This is a genomic window from Vibrio anguillarum, from assembly GCF_003390515.1.
In the GTDB taxonomy this organism is placed as follows: Bacteria; Pseudomonadota; Gammaproteobacteria; order Enterobacterales; family Vibrionaceae; genus Vibrio; species Vibrio anguillarum.
The window spans coordinates 300447-313312 of sequence record NZ_CP031479.1 but is presented as its reverse complement, the minus strand read 5'-3'; the positions used below and the strand labels follow the sequence as shown (position 1 = coordinate 313312).

Annotated in this window: 13 protein-coding genes; 4 read left to right on the top strand and 9 right to left on the bottom strand. The window is 46.1% G+C overall.

Features of this window, described 5'->3' with window-relative positions:
• Positions 1-270 precede the first annotated feature (270 nt).
• Positions 271-2232: a 2',3'-cyclic-nucleotide 2'-phosphodiesterase gene (gene cpdB, locus DD616_RS05490; RefSeq protein WP_208872045.1), complete on the bottom strand. Its 1962-nt coding sequence runs from the start codon at positions 2230-2232 to the stop codon at positions 271-273.
• Positions 2233-2521: 289 nt separating this feature from the next.
• Between cpdB and cobA the strand changes: the two genes are divergently transcribed.
• The 4 genes from cobA to cysC all read left to right on the top strand — a co-directional run bounded on the left by cobA (position 2522) and on the right by cysC (position 6544).
• Positions 2522-3400, top strand: coding sequence for a uroporphyrinogen-III C-methyltransferase (gene cobA, locus DD616_RS05485; RefSeq protein ID WP_019282540.1), 879 nt, complete (start codon positions 2522-2524; stop codon positions 3398-3400).
• A gap of 91 nt (positions 3401-3491) precedes the next feature.
• Positions 3492-4400, top strand: coding sequence for a sulfate adenylyltransferase subunit CysD (cysD, locus tag DD616_RS05480; protein WP_026029179.1), 909 nt, complete (start codon positions 3492-3494; stop codon positions 4398-4400).
• A 17-nt stretch (positions 4401-4417) separates the two neighbouring features.
• Positions 4418-5848, top strand: coding sequence for a sulfate adenylyltransferase subunit CysN (cysN, locus tag DD616_RS05475; RefSeq protein ID WP_208872044.1), 1431 nt, complete (start codon positions 4418-4420; stop codon positions 5846-5848).
• A 78-nt stretch (positions 5849-5926) separates the two neighbouring features.
• On the top strand, positions 5927-6544 hold the full coding sequence (cysC, locus tag DD616_RS05470) for an adenylyl-sulfate kinase (RefSeq protein WP_208872043.1): 618 nt from the start codon (positions 5927-5929) through the stop codon (positions 6542-6544).
• 44 nt (positions 6545-6588) lie between these two features.
• On the opposite strand, the gene DD616_RS05465 is transcribed toward cysC, so the two are convergent.
• From DD616_RS05465 to msrA, 8 genes are all read right to left on the bottom strand, one after another.
• Complete coding sequence (locus tag DD616_RS05465; protein WP_013855945.1) at positions 6589-7488, bottom strand: TIGR03899 family protein; 900 nt, start codon at positions 7486-7488, stop codon at positions 6589-6591.
• A gap of 295 nt (positions 7489-7783) precedes the next feature.
• The gene (locus DD616_RS05460; protein ID WP_017046980.1) at positions 7784-8284 is read right to left on the bottom strand and encodes a DUF3299 domain-containing protein; all 501 of its coding nucleotides are present in this window, start codon (positions 8282-8284) and stop codon (positions 7784-7786) included.
• 9 nt (positions 8285-8293) lie between these two features.
• Positions 8294-9553: an ABC transporter permease gene (locus tag DD616_RS05455; RefSeq protein WP_208872042.1), complete on the bottom strand. Its 1260-nt coding sequence runs from the start codon at positions 9551-9553 to the stop codon at positions 8294-8296.
• Positions 9550-10266 carry an ABC transporter ATP-binding protein gene (locus DD616_RS05450; RefSeq protein WP_208872041.1) on the bottom strand — a complete coding sequence of 239 codons (717 nt, stop codon included), beginning with the start codon at positions 10264-10266 and terminating at the stop codon, positions 9550-9552. The genes DD616_RS05455 and DD616_RS05450 overlap by 4 nt, the downstream gene beginning before the upstream one ends.
• 69 nt (positions 10267-10335) lie before the next feature.
• Entirely contained in the window at positions 10336-11007 is a 672-nt protein-coding gene (zrgA, locus tag DD616_RS05445; protein WP_198302663.1) for a zinc uptake protein ZrgA, read from the bottom strand.
• 81 nt (positions 11008-11088) lie between these two features.
• Entirely contained in the window at positions 11089-11382 is a 294-nt protein-coding gene (locus tag DD616_RS05440) for a DUF2607 family protein (protein ID WP_083248854.1), read from the bottom strand.
• A gap of 140 nt (positions 11383-11522) precedes the next feature.
• Positions 11523-12074: a YtfJ family protein gene (locus tag DD616_RS05435; protein WP_026027808.1), complete on the bottom strand. Its 552-nt coding sequence runs from the start codon at positions 12072-12074 to the stop codon at positions 11523-11525.
• Positions 12075-12188: 114 nt separating this feature from the next.
• The gene (gene msrA, locus DD616_RS05430; RefSeq protein ID WP_088729165.1) at positions 12189-12827 is read right to left on the bottom strand and encodes a peptide-methionine (S)-S-oxide reductase MsrA; all 639 of its coding nucleotides are present in this window, start codon (positions 12825-12827) and stop codon (positions 12189-12191) included.
• Between the last annotated feature and the right edge of the window lie 39 nt (positions 12828-12866).

Genomic DNA, 12866 nt, shown 5'->3' with positions numbered 1-12866 from the left:
GCGCTTTTATTCTCATTACGAGGACAAAGACCTGCCAAAGAATAGAAAAATTGCATATTTGATGATTTTTTATAATTAAATTTAATCAAACTAATGTTTGAAAATTAAACAGAGGTTGTAACGAACCTTAAATGAAGCGTGGATAGTCAAGAACCATCAAGATCAGAGTTAGGTTGTCGAGCGGGAAATAAAAAACGCAGCGAAAGGCTGCGTTTGTGGGGTGAAAGCGCCTTAATTCATTGGCCTCTTTCAATCGATTTGAGTGGGGGGTTATTGGGTAAGGTCAATCCTGTAAACCGCAAAACCAACCTCATCGTTTTCCACCAAAGTCATTGGGTATTGGCCTTTCTCTTTGATGAACTGTGCTGCTTTCTCACTTGGAGAGGTTTCAAAACGAATATCTAATGCAGTATTGGTTTTAATCGGAGCAAACGACCAGTTGTTATCAGCACTTGGCGTAACTTGACCTTTTTCTTTACTCACGCGCGAAATGTAGTTGGCGACGGCCGTGCGGTTTTCGTCGGGTGAGTCAAAGGCAACAAATTGTGCGCCCGTGCCTGCAAATTTATTGCTGTAAGCGCGGTAGTTATTGGTGGCGACAATAAAGGTCTGTTTTACATCGATAGGTTTACCTTGATAAGTTAAGCCTACAATGCGCTCAGCATCTTTATGCGCCACTTTACAATCACCATCGTATTTGGCGGGTTGAGTCACATCGATTTGGTAATTCACCCCATCCATCACATCAAAGTTATACGTGCGGAAATCAGCCCAATTGATCAAGGATTGTGGTTGAGTGCTGTGCGGATCAATCTGATTAAACTGCCCCGCGCTGCATTCCAACCATTCCTTCACTTCTTTACCCGTCATTTTCAGCGCGACTAATGTATTAGGGTAAAGATAGAGATCTGCTGCGTTACGAAATGTCAGTTGGCCAGCTTCGACTTCGGTGAAACCGGCAGGATCATCTTTACGGCCACCAACTTTGAAAGGGGCTGCGGCCGATAACACCGGCAAACCATCAAGATCTGGGTCGCCTTGAATAAAGCGTTCCACATAATCTTTTTGTGCAAGGTTAACGATTTGCACGGTTGGGTCATCTTGTACCAAGGCTAAAAAGCTGTACATCACATCATTCGCTTGGCCAATCGGTTGATTCACGAAATCTCGCGTGCCTTTATGGTCCGACTCTAAGGCTTTCACTATGCCTGTATCGGCTGCTGCCAGTGATTTCTTATTGGCTTTATCGAAGATTGGGCGAGCTTGGGATTGACCATTCACGACTGACCATTGGCCATCTTTGCTTTGCAAAGTCAGATCCATCACACCAACATGGCTACCCCAGCGCCCCGGCATGACAGCGGTTACGCCATTAATGGTGCCTTTAGTCACATCTGCTCCTGGCAGTTTGGCAAAATCTTGGCTAGGGAATACCGCGTGAGAGTGACCAAAAGCAATCGCGTCAATGCCTTCTACTTGGGTGAGGTAGTAAACCGAGTTTTCTGCACCAACGGAATATGGGTTAGCTGAGACACCAGAGTGCGGGATTGCCACGATCACATCGGCACCCTCTTTCTTCATCTGCGGGATCAGCTCCTCGGCTGTTTGCTTGATGTCTTTGGCAAACGCTTTGCCATCCAGGTTTTTCTTATCCCACACCATGATTTGTGGTGGGACAAAACCAATGTAACCCACTTTAATTTGGTGCTCTTTGCCATCGGTATCTTTGAACGTGTGCGTTTTAATGAGATAGGGATTGAAGAGGTGTTTGCCCGTTTGTTGGTCATAGACGTTGGCATTGACATACGGGAATGCGGCGTCGTTAATACTCTCCTTTAAAAAGGACAAACCGTAGTTAAATTCATGGTTACCAATGTTACCTACATCGTAGCCGAGCTGATTCATCGCTTTGTAAACTGGGTGAACCTCACCAACTTTGATGCCTTTGGCGGCCATATAGTCACCCATTGGGCTACCTTGGAGTAAATCACCGTTATCGACCAAAATGCTGTTTTCGACTTCGCTGCGCGCTTGCTTCACTAACGTCGCCGCACGAGATAAACCAATCTGGTTCGATGGCTTGTCTTTGTAGTAATCGTAATCCATCACATTGGTGTGAATATCGGTCGTTTCGACGATACGCAGTTTAATGGTGTCCGCCATTGCTGGGCCAGCCATTGCTAACATACCGCTCAAAATCGCGATGGAGAGAGGTTTCACTGCCACTTTCATTGTGTACTCCAGTTAGGGGTAGGGAACAAATAACTCGTCTAATGTAACAAAATCTTATGAAACGATGATTTCAATGAATATCAATTTGTGATGTTACGCGTTAACTCACCGGCATTCTGTCGACAAGATCTCATCATTGATTGGCTTTTAATCAGAGAGATAGTCACTTCTTATTCGGAATTATCCATTCCCTTATCAGCTTTTGATATAAAAAATGAAATTTTAGAATTTCAGGTAATATGAAGAGCCCGCCATAATGCATCCATGAATTAAGTTATGGATAACAACAATGAGTACGACGGAAACCATTTCTCAGTTGCCAATCAAAGGGCCGCGCTTAGTTGCGGTCAACAATGATGCTTTGGCAAGTAGCGCTCCATCGTACGTCAAAAGCCAATTGACCTGCGGTGAAGTGGCTTTGATTGGTGCAGGGCCGGGTGACCCAGAACTGCTGACGCTCAAAGCGTTGAGCTTTCTACAACAAGCCGACGTGGTGTTGTACGACTACCTAGTGTCTGATGAAATTATGGCGCTGGTGCCGAGCGATACCATCTTAGTCTGCGTGGGTAAGCGCGCTGGACACCACAGTGTTCCTCAAGAAAAAACCAATCAATTGCTGATCGATTTTGCGCAGCAAGGTTACAAAGTCGTGCGTATTAAAGGCGGCGATCCGTTTATGTTTGGCCGCGGTGGTGAAGAGTTGGAAGTGCTGTTTGATGCGGGGGTGAAATTCCAGGTGATCCCCGGTATTACAGCGGCGGCAGGCGCAACGGCCTATGCGGGAATTCCACTGACTCATCGTGATTATGCGCAATCCGCTCTGTTTGTCACCGGTCACCTTAAAGCGGAAAACGATGACATGGATTGGTCAACATTGGCGCGTGGTAATCAAACCTTAGTCATTTACATGGGCTTGATGAAGTCGAGTTATATCCAGCAGCAGTTGATTGAACATGGACGCCAAGCCAACACACCAATCGCGATTATTGAACGCGGTACTCAGCGTTCGCAAAAAGTCTTCAAAGGGCAGCTCAGTGACTTATCACAACTGGCGGCGCAGGCACAGGCTCCGGCCTTGATTGTGGTGGGCGAAGTGGTGGCGCTGTCGGAAAAACTGCATTGGTTTGGTGAACAACCCGCGCAGCAAAACCAAGTGAATTACGCCTGATTGCAAGGCAAGTCAGTTATTTCCAACTCAATACTCAAACCAATTTCTCATTGCACAAGGCTCGCAATGCGAGCGAAAAGGAAGCATGCAGATGGATCAACAACGCTTAACCCATTTACAACAGCTCGAAGCCGAAAGTATTCATATTTTACGTGAAGTGGCCGCTGAATTTGATAACCCAGTAATGATGTATTCGATTGGTAAAGACTCTTCGGTGATGCTGCATTTAGCGCGCAAGGCTTTTTATCCGGGGAAAATTCCCTTCCCACTACTGCATGTGGACACCGATTGGAAATTTCGTGAAATGATCGAATTTCGTGATCGTATGGCGCACAAGTATGGTTTTGAGCTTTTGGTACACAAAAACCCAGAAGGGATCGCGATGGGGATCAGCCCTTTTGAGCATGGTTCTTCAAAGCATACCGACATCATGAAAACCCAAGGTTTAAAACAAGCGTTGAACCAATATGGTTTTGATGCTGCTTTTGGTGGTGCGCGTCGTGATGAAGAGAAATCACGCGCGAAAGAGCGTGTTTATTCTTTTCGTGACAAGAACCACACGTGGGATCCGAAGAACCAGCGTCCGGAGCTATGGAAAACCTACAACGGCCAAATCAATAAAGGTGAGAGCATTCGTGTTTTCCCGTTGTCGAACTGGACTGAATTGGATATTTGGCAATACATCTATTTGGAAAACATCGAGATCGTACCGCTGTATTTATCGGACATTCGCCCAGTTGTCGAACGCGATGGGATGCTGATCATGGTTGATGATGAGCGGATGAAGCTGCAACCTGGAGAAGAAGTACAGCACAAGAGTGTGCGTTTTCGCACGTTAGGTTGTTATCCACTTACTGGCGCAATTGAATCAGAGGCCAATACGCTAACGGGCATCATTGAAGAGATGCTGGTGGCCACTTCCAGTGAACGACAAGGCCGCGCGATCGACCACGATCAATCAGGATCGATGGAATTGAAAAAACGCCAAGGTTATTTCTAAGCCTCTAAGGAAAGATTATGAATAGTGCAGTTCAGGCTCAGCTTTCTGAGATCGGTATTGAAGCTTATCTCACGCAACACCAGCACAAATCGTTACTGAGATTTCTGACTTGTGGCTCAGTTGATGATGGAAAAAGTACCTTGATTGGTCGTTTGCTTCATGACACAAAACAGATTTATGAAGATCAACTGGCCGCCGTCCATTCCGATAGCCAGCGTGTTGGCACGACGGGCGAGCGCCCCGATTTAGCTCTGTTAGTTGATGGCCTGCAAGCGGAACGTGAGCAAGGGATCACCATTGACGTGGCGTATCGCTATTTCTCTACTCAAAAGCGCAAATTCATCATTGCCGATACTCCGGGGCATGAGCAGTACACGCGCAATATGGCGACGGGCGCATCCACTTGCGATCTCGCGGTGATTTTGATCGATGCCCGTAAAGGCATTTTGGATCAAACGCGTCGCCACTCATTCATTGCTAATCTGTTAGGTTTGAAGCATTTTGTGGTGGCGGTGAATAAGATGGATCTGGTCGATTACTCACAAGATCGTTTTGAGCAGATCCGTCAAGACTACGTGGAATTTTCAAAGCATCTGCAAGGTGATACTGATATTCAGATCATCCCGCTTTCTGCTCTGGAAGGGGACAACGTGGTCGAAGCAAGCCAACATATGCGTTGGTATCAAGGCCCATCACTGCTGGAGCTGCTTGAAACGGTGGACGTTGATCAGCAAAAAGGAGCCAGTGAGTTTCGTTTTCCTGTGCAGTATGTGAACCGACCGAATCTCGATTTTCGCGGTTTTGCAGGCACGATTGCAGCAGGCAGTATCAGCGTTGGAGATGCAATCACTGCACTTCCGTCTGGAAAAACATCCACCGTGGCACGTATTGTTACTTTCGATGGAGATTTGCCGCAAGCGCAAGCAGGCCAAGCGGTGACGTTAACGCTCAGCGATGAAATTGACATCAGCCGTGGTGATCTTATTGTGCTGCAAGGAGCGCAGGTTGAATCAACTAACCATCTATTAGCCGATGTGGTCTGGATGACAGAACAACCGCTCAAAGCCGGGCGTGAATACAACATCAAAATTGCAGGTAAGAAAATCGTCGGCCAGTTGCAAGCGGTGCGTCACCAGTACGATATTAATAATTTATCGACTTATCACAGTGAAGAGTTGCCGCTCAATGGCATTGGCTTGTGTGAATGGTCGCTAACAGAGTCGATCGCGCTGGATAAATACTTAGACAGTGCAAATACTGGTGGTTTTATCATCATCGATCGCCTGACGAATGTGACGGTGGGGGCGGGCTTAGTTCGAGATAGTTTGCAAAACATCGCTCATGCTCAAAGCGCCCATTCTGCATTTGAAGTGGAATTGAATGCCTTGATCCGCAAGCACTTTCCACACTGGGAAGCCAAAGATCTTCGTCAGTTACTCAAGGTTTAACTGTGGTGATTCGGTGTGAGGGATTGCCGCTTATAGCGTCCCTCTATTGGCTAGTTTGAGACAGCAAAGGATTGAGTAATGGGTACGAATTTGGCTAATAAAGATGAAAATGTTGTTTGGCATCAGCATACGGTGAATAAGTCGTTCCGCGCCAATTTAAAACAACAACAGCCAGCAGTATTGTGGTTTACGGGGTTGTCAGGGGCGGGAAAATCAACCATTGCTGGTGCGTTGGAACAGCGTTTAGCTCAACTCGGGTATCACACCTATTTACTCGATGGGGATAATGTACGCCACGGCTTGTGCAGCGACCTTGGGTTCTCAGAGCAAGATCGGCGAGAAAATATTCGCCGTATTGGTGAACTCGCGAAGCTGATGGCCGATGCTGGGTTAATCGTGTTATCAGCATTCATTTCACCGCATCGCGCTGAGCGTCAATTAGTGCGCGATATGCTGCCACAAGGTGAATTCATCGAAGTGTTTGTCAATACCAAGTTGGACGTGTGCGAGCAGCGCGACCCGAAGGGGCTGTATAAAAAAGCGCGCGCTGGTGAAATCAGTAATTTTACGGGCATTGACTCTGAGTATGAGTCGCCGCAAAACCCTGAGATCGATCTTGCGGCTGGCGAAAAAAACATTGATGAGCTGGTGGAAATTTGCCTAACAGCGCTGCAAGTACAAGCGATTATCGCCTAATGTAGAAGAGGGCTCATCAGCTTGAGCCCTTTATTTTTTTGAGGCTAGACGGCGTGATGAAAAGAGCTGCTGGCAACTTCGGTGTGGACAGTGAATTTCTGGCTAAGCACCGCCAACATCTGATCGTAGTACTGCATATTCGGTTTATTACCCAGTAGCTTACACAGCTCATTGCCAGTGGGACTGAAACGGTAATAGAGCAGCCTTACCCCTTTACTCATCGATTGCAGTGACAGATTCTTGCCTTGATAGGTCAACAGCAGTGCCGGTTCAAGTTCAATTTCTCCAGATTCCAGTTCAGTGGCATGCAGTAAGCCAAGCTCGATCAGTACCAACAGGCTCGAATAGGGTAATTGGAAACTACCCATATTGATGACAAATGTGCTGATGCGTTTTCCTAAACTAAAAATACCGTTAGTAGCACGAATGCCGACCAACAGCTTGCGGCTGTTATCGCTACCAAAACAGCAGGCTAACGCTGAGGCTTTTTGGAGTATCTGCGCTTCTTTTGGTGTCATGTCTTGTAATACTTGCAGCGCTTTCATTGAGGTTGAACCGGGGTTGGTCACCTCGCGTTTGAGTACTTGCGCCCAAAGTCGCTGCATCGAAGAGTTGTGGATGTCTTGCGCCATATCGAAAAAGCGGTGTAACCAATCTTGATCAGGCTCTCCCGCGGTCTCATTTTTACAAGAGATATGCGCCAGTTTGACGATCTGCTCTAGGTTTTTTTGTCGCTGTTCTTTACGTTGCTGTTCTCTAAATAAGGCGCGATCAAGCGAGGTTTTTTCTGGCGGATCCGTTTGTAGCAGCGCATCTAAGCCGTGATATTGAGCAATATTCAAAATGCGACTACCACTGTCTTTGATATAGCTCGATTTTTTTTCGTGGCTTTGACCTGAGTTGGCTTGATGTTCAATCACTACAGGGTTGTTGGTATCTGCCATTTTATGTCCGCTTCAATCACCCATTTCATTCATGGATTAAAATGTAACGTGTAACGCATTTTCCATCTAGGAAAAACATTCGTTCTAGATCATAAATTTGCGCTATCCCTAATGATAATAACTTGTTAAAATTGTTATCGGAATTTGTGGGGCGCTTATGAAGTGTTGGAAAGAAAATAGACTGAAAAAGCACCTATCGATTACTTTACTATTGTTGATATATGTCGCTTTGCTAGCGTATTTATCTAAATATATCGTTTAGTTTAGATGAATCAATAGGTTGCTATTTTGTTAACTACATGTCGTCGTATTCTTCGATCGCAGTGCCTTCGATTACATACGCTGTTTCGGCCAGATCGTGGCTAACACTTTCGGTTTTCAGTGTCCCAATCAGATAAATTACATCCCAGAGCTGCTGGATTGGAGCACCTTGCGGATATTTCACATAAATAATTTGGTTTGGTGGCGGTGGCGGCACGTGAATGCATGCGCCAAAGTAGGGCACCAGTAGAAACTCAGTAACGTTATTGGCGTCACCTTCCAGTGGGATCACAAAGCCGGGTATTTTGACCACGCTGCCATTGAGCTCTTTTCTAACCCCGCCGATTTTTGATTGTGCAGCCGTCATTTCGCCATCATGGTTCAATGCTGGCATGCCATCGGCGTTGAATTGGTTACGTTCGTTCTCCGGGATCAGATCGATCCAATCGAGCGTCAGTACTTGTTCATTACTCTGTGCGTACATCGGTAACAAGACTGATAGCAGCAGCGTGCTGATAAGCAGTAGTTTTTTCATCGTTAAGTCCTAAATTCGAATGGTCATTCCATCGCTAAGTGATTGTCTATAGGCGCGTAGAGCCGGGATAACACCAATAATAATGCCAGCCAGCTGTACATAAGCTAATAATTGCCACTCATAGCCGCTTAAGGTGCTGAGTGTGATTTGAATGCCATAATGCTGCGCAATAAAAGGTTGCGCCAGTGCGAGCAGTGAATATAACCCCGCTAATCCAACGCAGATGCCAATGAAGGTCAGCGTCGTCGCTTCGCTGATAAGCAGAGCAAAAATATGTTTAGGTTGTGCACCCATGGCGCGCAGAATCGCCATTTCACGGCGTCTTTCCTGCAAGCTTGTCAGTAAGCTGCTGAGCATACCAAGTAACCCTGCCGCCACCACAAAGACCGACACCGCCATTAAAGCTTGTTCTGCTATCGACATCATACCCCACAGTTCTTGCAGAGCGACGCCGGGCATAATGGCGCTCAAGGGTTCTTGGCGATAGTTATTGATTTCACGTTGCAGTGCAAAGGTTTGAATTCTCGATTTTAAACCGATCAACATGGCGGTGATCTGCTTGGGTTGAAAGTTGTGTTGTTCAAGCTGCTCTTTGGATGGCGAATTGCCTAAATGCGCACCCGATTCCCAACCCACGTGAATGGCTTCAATTGCTTCTAATGAGACATGCACTGTTTTGTCTACGGGCGTTCCCGTTGGCGCTAAAATCCCCACTACTTTGAAAGGGAGGTTGTCGTGGCGGCTAAAACCCACATCGCTGATCCCATGCGCAATAATGATGTCACTGCCAATATGGTAACCTAAGGTTTCGGCGACATCTGAACCCAATACCGTTTCAAATAAACCATGAAACTCAGTGCCTTGAGAGAAGGTGAGTGGTTGCTTACTTCCATATTTGAAATGCTCGAAATAATGGTGATTGGTGCCCATAACGCGAAACCCTTGGTGTGAGTCACCCAATGAAATGGGGATCGCCCACTTGACGCTGCGATGCTCACTGAAGGCTTGGTAGCTTTTCCAGTCGATATTATTGGTGGCATTGCCAATTCTAAATACCGAATAGAGCAGCAAGTTGACTTGTCCAGAGCGGCCACCGACGATTAGATCCGTCCCTGAAATGGTGTTAGCAAAGCTCTCTTTAGCTTGAGTTCGAATGCGTTCAACCCCCATTAACAGAATGACTGAAATGGCAACCGTCAGAATGGAGAGTAGCGCTGTGGTTTTGCGGTTAAGTACACTTTTCCACGCCAGATTGGTAACTACATTCATACTGTCACTCCTGCCTGATTCAATTGAGGGAGGTAAACTGCGCGGTCAAATAAAGCTTCTAAGGTGGGATCGTGGCTCACAAACACCAGCGTTGAACCTGCCCGATTCGCCTCTTCCAATAACAGTTCGATAAACGCGAGTCGATTGTCGTGATCCAGCGCAGAGGTTGGCTCATCGGCGATGATCAGCTTGGGTTCTCCAATCAGTGCTCTCGCCGCCGCGACACGCTGCTGCTGGCCAATACTCAGTTCGATAACCGGTTTAGTCAGTAGTTCAGGTGCAAGATGTAAGCGAGTGAGTAACTGTTTTGCTTTCTCAATCAGATCGCCTGCAACATTCTGCTTGCGAGTGCTGGAAAAATGGCAAGGTAGCGTAACGTTTTCAATCACTGAGAGATAAGGCAATAAATTAAATTGTTGGAAAATGTAGCCAATGTGATCGGCTCGAAAACGATCCCGTTGACGGGAAGTTAACGTCGACAGGTTGGTGCCTAAAATAGAGACCTCCCCTCGTTGTGCTTGGTTGATCCCAGTCAGTAAGCTCAGTAAGGTCGATTTGCCACAACCACTTGGCCCTTTAATAAAAAGGTGCTCTCCACGTTTTACACAAAGATCCTGGATAGATAAGGCTGGTTGTGAGCTATTCGGCCAACGAAATTCGACCTCTTTCAATTCAATGACAGACGTCAGCGATAGAATATGCAAATCACTCATTGTGAATTCCTTTAACGACAATGAACCTAGAGTAAGTGTGTGCTTACTCTAGGTTGTTGCTTATACGCCTTAAAACGTAATGCGAGTGCTGTTTGTTTTCAACTCAGAGGCAGATTGTGCTTTGTCTGTCAGTACATTGGCAGAGATTGTTTGGGTATTTGGGAACAAGTTAAACCATTGCGTGTCGAGGTACTGCAATTGCGGCATGTTATCGCAGTGATATTGGTACTGAATCGTGAATTCACCGTGACCACTATGCTCGCCTTCATCATGCACATCTTTTTTATGGTCATGGTGTGCGTGTTGAGCATCTTTATCTTGATGTTTATCATCATGTTTTTCATGATGGTCGTGGTCGTGGTCGTGGTCGTGGTCGTGGTCGTGGTCGTGGTCGTGGTCGTGGTCGTGGTGCTCACCATTTAACGTATGCGCGATACGACTTTCTTCTAAATGACACTTGGCCGGAGCGGGCAGTTGGAAAATGCCATCGGCGTGGCTGAACTGCTCAAGGACTTTATTTAAGCGCTGTTGTTGTTCATCATTTTGTGGTGCATGTTCAAAGCCGACTACATCAGCGCCGGGGGCGGTGATTTCAATCAGTAAATCTTGCCCATCTTGAGCAATATTGAACTCGACGTGGCCATGTACATGAGCCTCATGTTGGCGAAACTCTTCATTTGCCAGTGCTGGCATGCTTAAAATTAGGCCGATAGAGAGAGCGAGTTTACGTTGGATAAACATTGGGTGATTCCTTTTAAACATCAAAATAGCCCTTAGCGCTTTGGCTTTGGGTAACAAATCATAAATAACTAGATAAGACGTCTAAAAGTGAGGAGGCGAGCGAGCAAGATAAGCGTAATGAACTGACGGGCGACGCTGAGTTTTCTCTACTGATGATCGAATTTCGCTGCCACTAACGGCAGGAAGGATAGGCAGCGCACTGCTTAGACCATTTTGAAAGCCAGAAAAAAGTTGGCAATGATGCTGCGCGTGATGCGCAGGATTAGTATCGAGGTGATGATCTACATAAGCGACATTCAACCATAGCATCAGCAGCATGGCACATAATGCAATGCTTTGAGCTCGGTAATGGGGGCAACGTAGACGGGTAAACATCAAACCAATACAGTAGTAAAATGATAATTGTTATAATATAACAATATTGTGAGAATAAAGCGTACTCTTATTTTTATAAAAGCACCTTTCACCACGATATGTTTAGCAAAGGCAGCCGTGTTATCGGCCACCTAAGGTTATTATAAATTCTGTTTGATCAAGCCTAAAACCGTTTGAATTTCCTCATCACTCAATGCACCTTCCTTAACAAACAGTACCTTACCTTGCTTGTCTTGAACGATGATCGCTGATGATTCCTCTTTTAAATCCCACGCTTTGGCTACATTTCCCGCTTCATCTAGCACCATGGAAGACCACGGAAACTCTTTCTTGCTGTCTTGAGCGGAAGATTTGACAAACGATCCTGTGCCCCAAATCGCATCATCTTGGTTGATGATCGAGGTGGTTTGATAACTTTCTGCGGGAAATTGTGCGGCCGTAATGGCAGCCATCAATGGTGCATTTAACGCTTTAGCACTGCTGCGACCAGCAATGGCTTGAATGACGCGCACTTTGCCTAGCAGTTGGCTGGTATCCCAAGTTTGAAAGGCCGTTTTATCATCTTGTAGGATGATTTCACCATATTTTTCCACTGAAACATCAGCAACTTGCTGACCTTGGGTAATGTTGTGTGCCATGGCAAGCGCTGGACAGCAGGCCATTAGAATGGCGATCACTCGTTTACTTTTCATTGTAGGGGTCCCTTTTAGTTGAGCAACAAAGGTATAGCATAGAATCAATAAAACCACGAAAAGAGGCCATTAAGCGGTTAACAAAATGCTAACAAAGCCTCAATTCTACACGCTTTATTCGCTGAGCTGGGGTGGGAAGCAGATGCCTGTTCCTCCTAACCCACAATAACCATTCGGATTTTTAGCTAAATATTGTTGATGATAGCTTTCGGCGTAGTAGTAAGGACCAGCGGGTGCAATTTCGGTGGTAATTAAGGCTCGTTGACTGGCTGACAACGCCTGCTGGTATCGCTGCTTTGAGGCTTGTGCTATTTGCTGTTGCTGCTCTGAATAGGTATAGATGGCGGAGCGATACTGAGTGCCTTTATCGTTACCTTGACGCATGCCTTGGGTTGGATCGTGCTTTTCCCAAAAATGACTTAATAGCTTTTCTAATGGCAAGCGCTGTGGATCAAAGATTACGCGTACCACTTCAGTATGGCCAGTTTCACCACTGCATACTTCTTCGTAAGTTGGGTTTGGGGTAAAGCCGCCGGCATAGCCTACTGAAGTCGACACCACACCATCGAGTTGCCAAAATAAGCGTTCAGCGCCCCAAAAACAGCCCATGCCAATCACTATTTGTTGCTGATGCTCATTAGGCTGCTCAGTGATGTTGCTGTGGTTAACGTAATGAATTTCCTCCACTGACATAGGAGTTTCTCGTCCTTTCAATGCTGTTTGTGCGCTGACCATTGTTTGTTTATTGAGCATAAGCTTTCCTTTTGTGTACCGATTTTTGGCTTTATTTAT

Coding starts and splice junctions, on each gene's coding strand:
- zrgA (WP_198302663.1), bottom strand. CDS start 11,007: ATGTTTATCCAACGTAAACTCGCTCTCTCTATCGGCCTAATTTTAAGC.
- cobA (WP_019282540.1), top strand. CDS start 2,522: ATGAGTACGACGGAAACCATTTCTCAGTTGCCAATCAAAGGGCCGCGC.
- DD616_RS05455 (WP_208872042.1), bottom strand. CDS start 9,553: ATGAATGTAGTTACCAATCTGGCGTGGAAAAGTGTACTTAACCGCAAA.
- DD616_RS05450 (WP_208872041.1), bottom strand. CDS start 10,266: ATGAGTGATTTGCATATTCTATCGCTGACGTCTGTCATTGAATTGAAA.
- DD616_RS05465 (WP_013855945.1), bottom strand. CDS start 7,488: ATGGCAGATACCAACAACCCTGTAGTGATTGAACATCAAGCCAACTCA.
- DD616_RS05435 (WP_026027808.1), bottom strand. CDS start 12,074: ATGAAAAGTAAACGAGTGATCGCCATTCTAATGGCCTGCTGTCCAGCG.
- DD616_RS05440 (WP_083248854.1), bottom strand. CDS start 11,382: ATGTTTACCCGTCTACGTTGCCCCCATTACCGAGCTCAAAGCATTGCA.
- msrA (WP_088729165.1), bottom strand. CDS start 12,827: ATGCTCAATAAACAAACAATGGTCAGCGCACAAACAGCATTGAAAGGA.
- DD616_RS05460 (WP_017046980.1), bottom strand. CDS start 8,284: ATGAAAAAACTACTGCTTATCAGCACGCTGCTGCTATCAGTCTTGTTA.
- cpdB (WP_208872045.1), bottom strand. CDS start 2,232: ATGAAAGTGGCAGTGAAACCTCTCTCCATCGCGATTTTGAGCGGTATG.
- cysN (WP_208872044.1), top strand. CDS start 4,418: ATGAATAGTGCAGTTCAGGCTCAGCTTTCTGAGATCGGTATTGAAGCT.
- cysC (WP_208872043.1), top strand. CDS start 5,927: ATGGGTACGAATTTGGCTAATAAAGATGAAAATGTTGTTTGGCATCAG.
- cysD (WP_026029179.1), top strand. CDS start 3,492: ATGGATCAACAACGCTTAACCCATTTACAACAGCTCGAAGCCGAAAGT.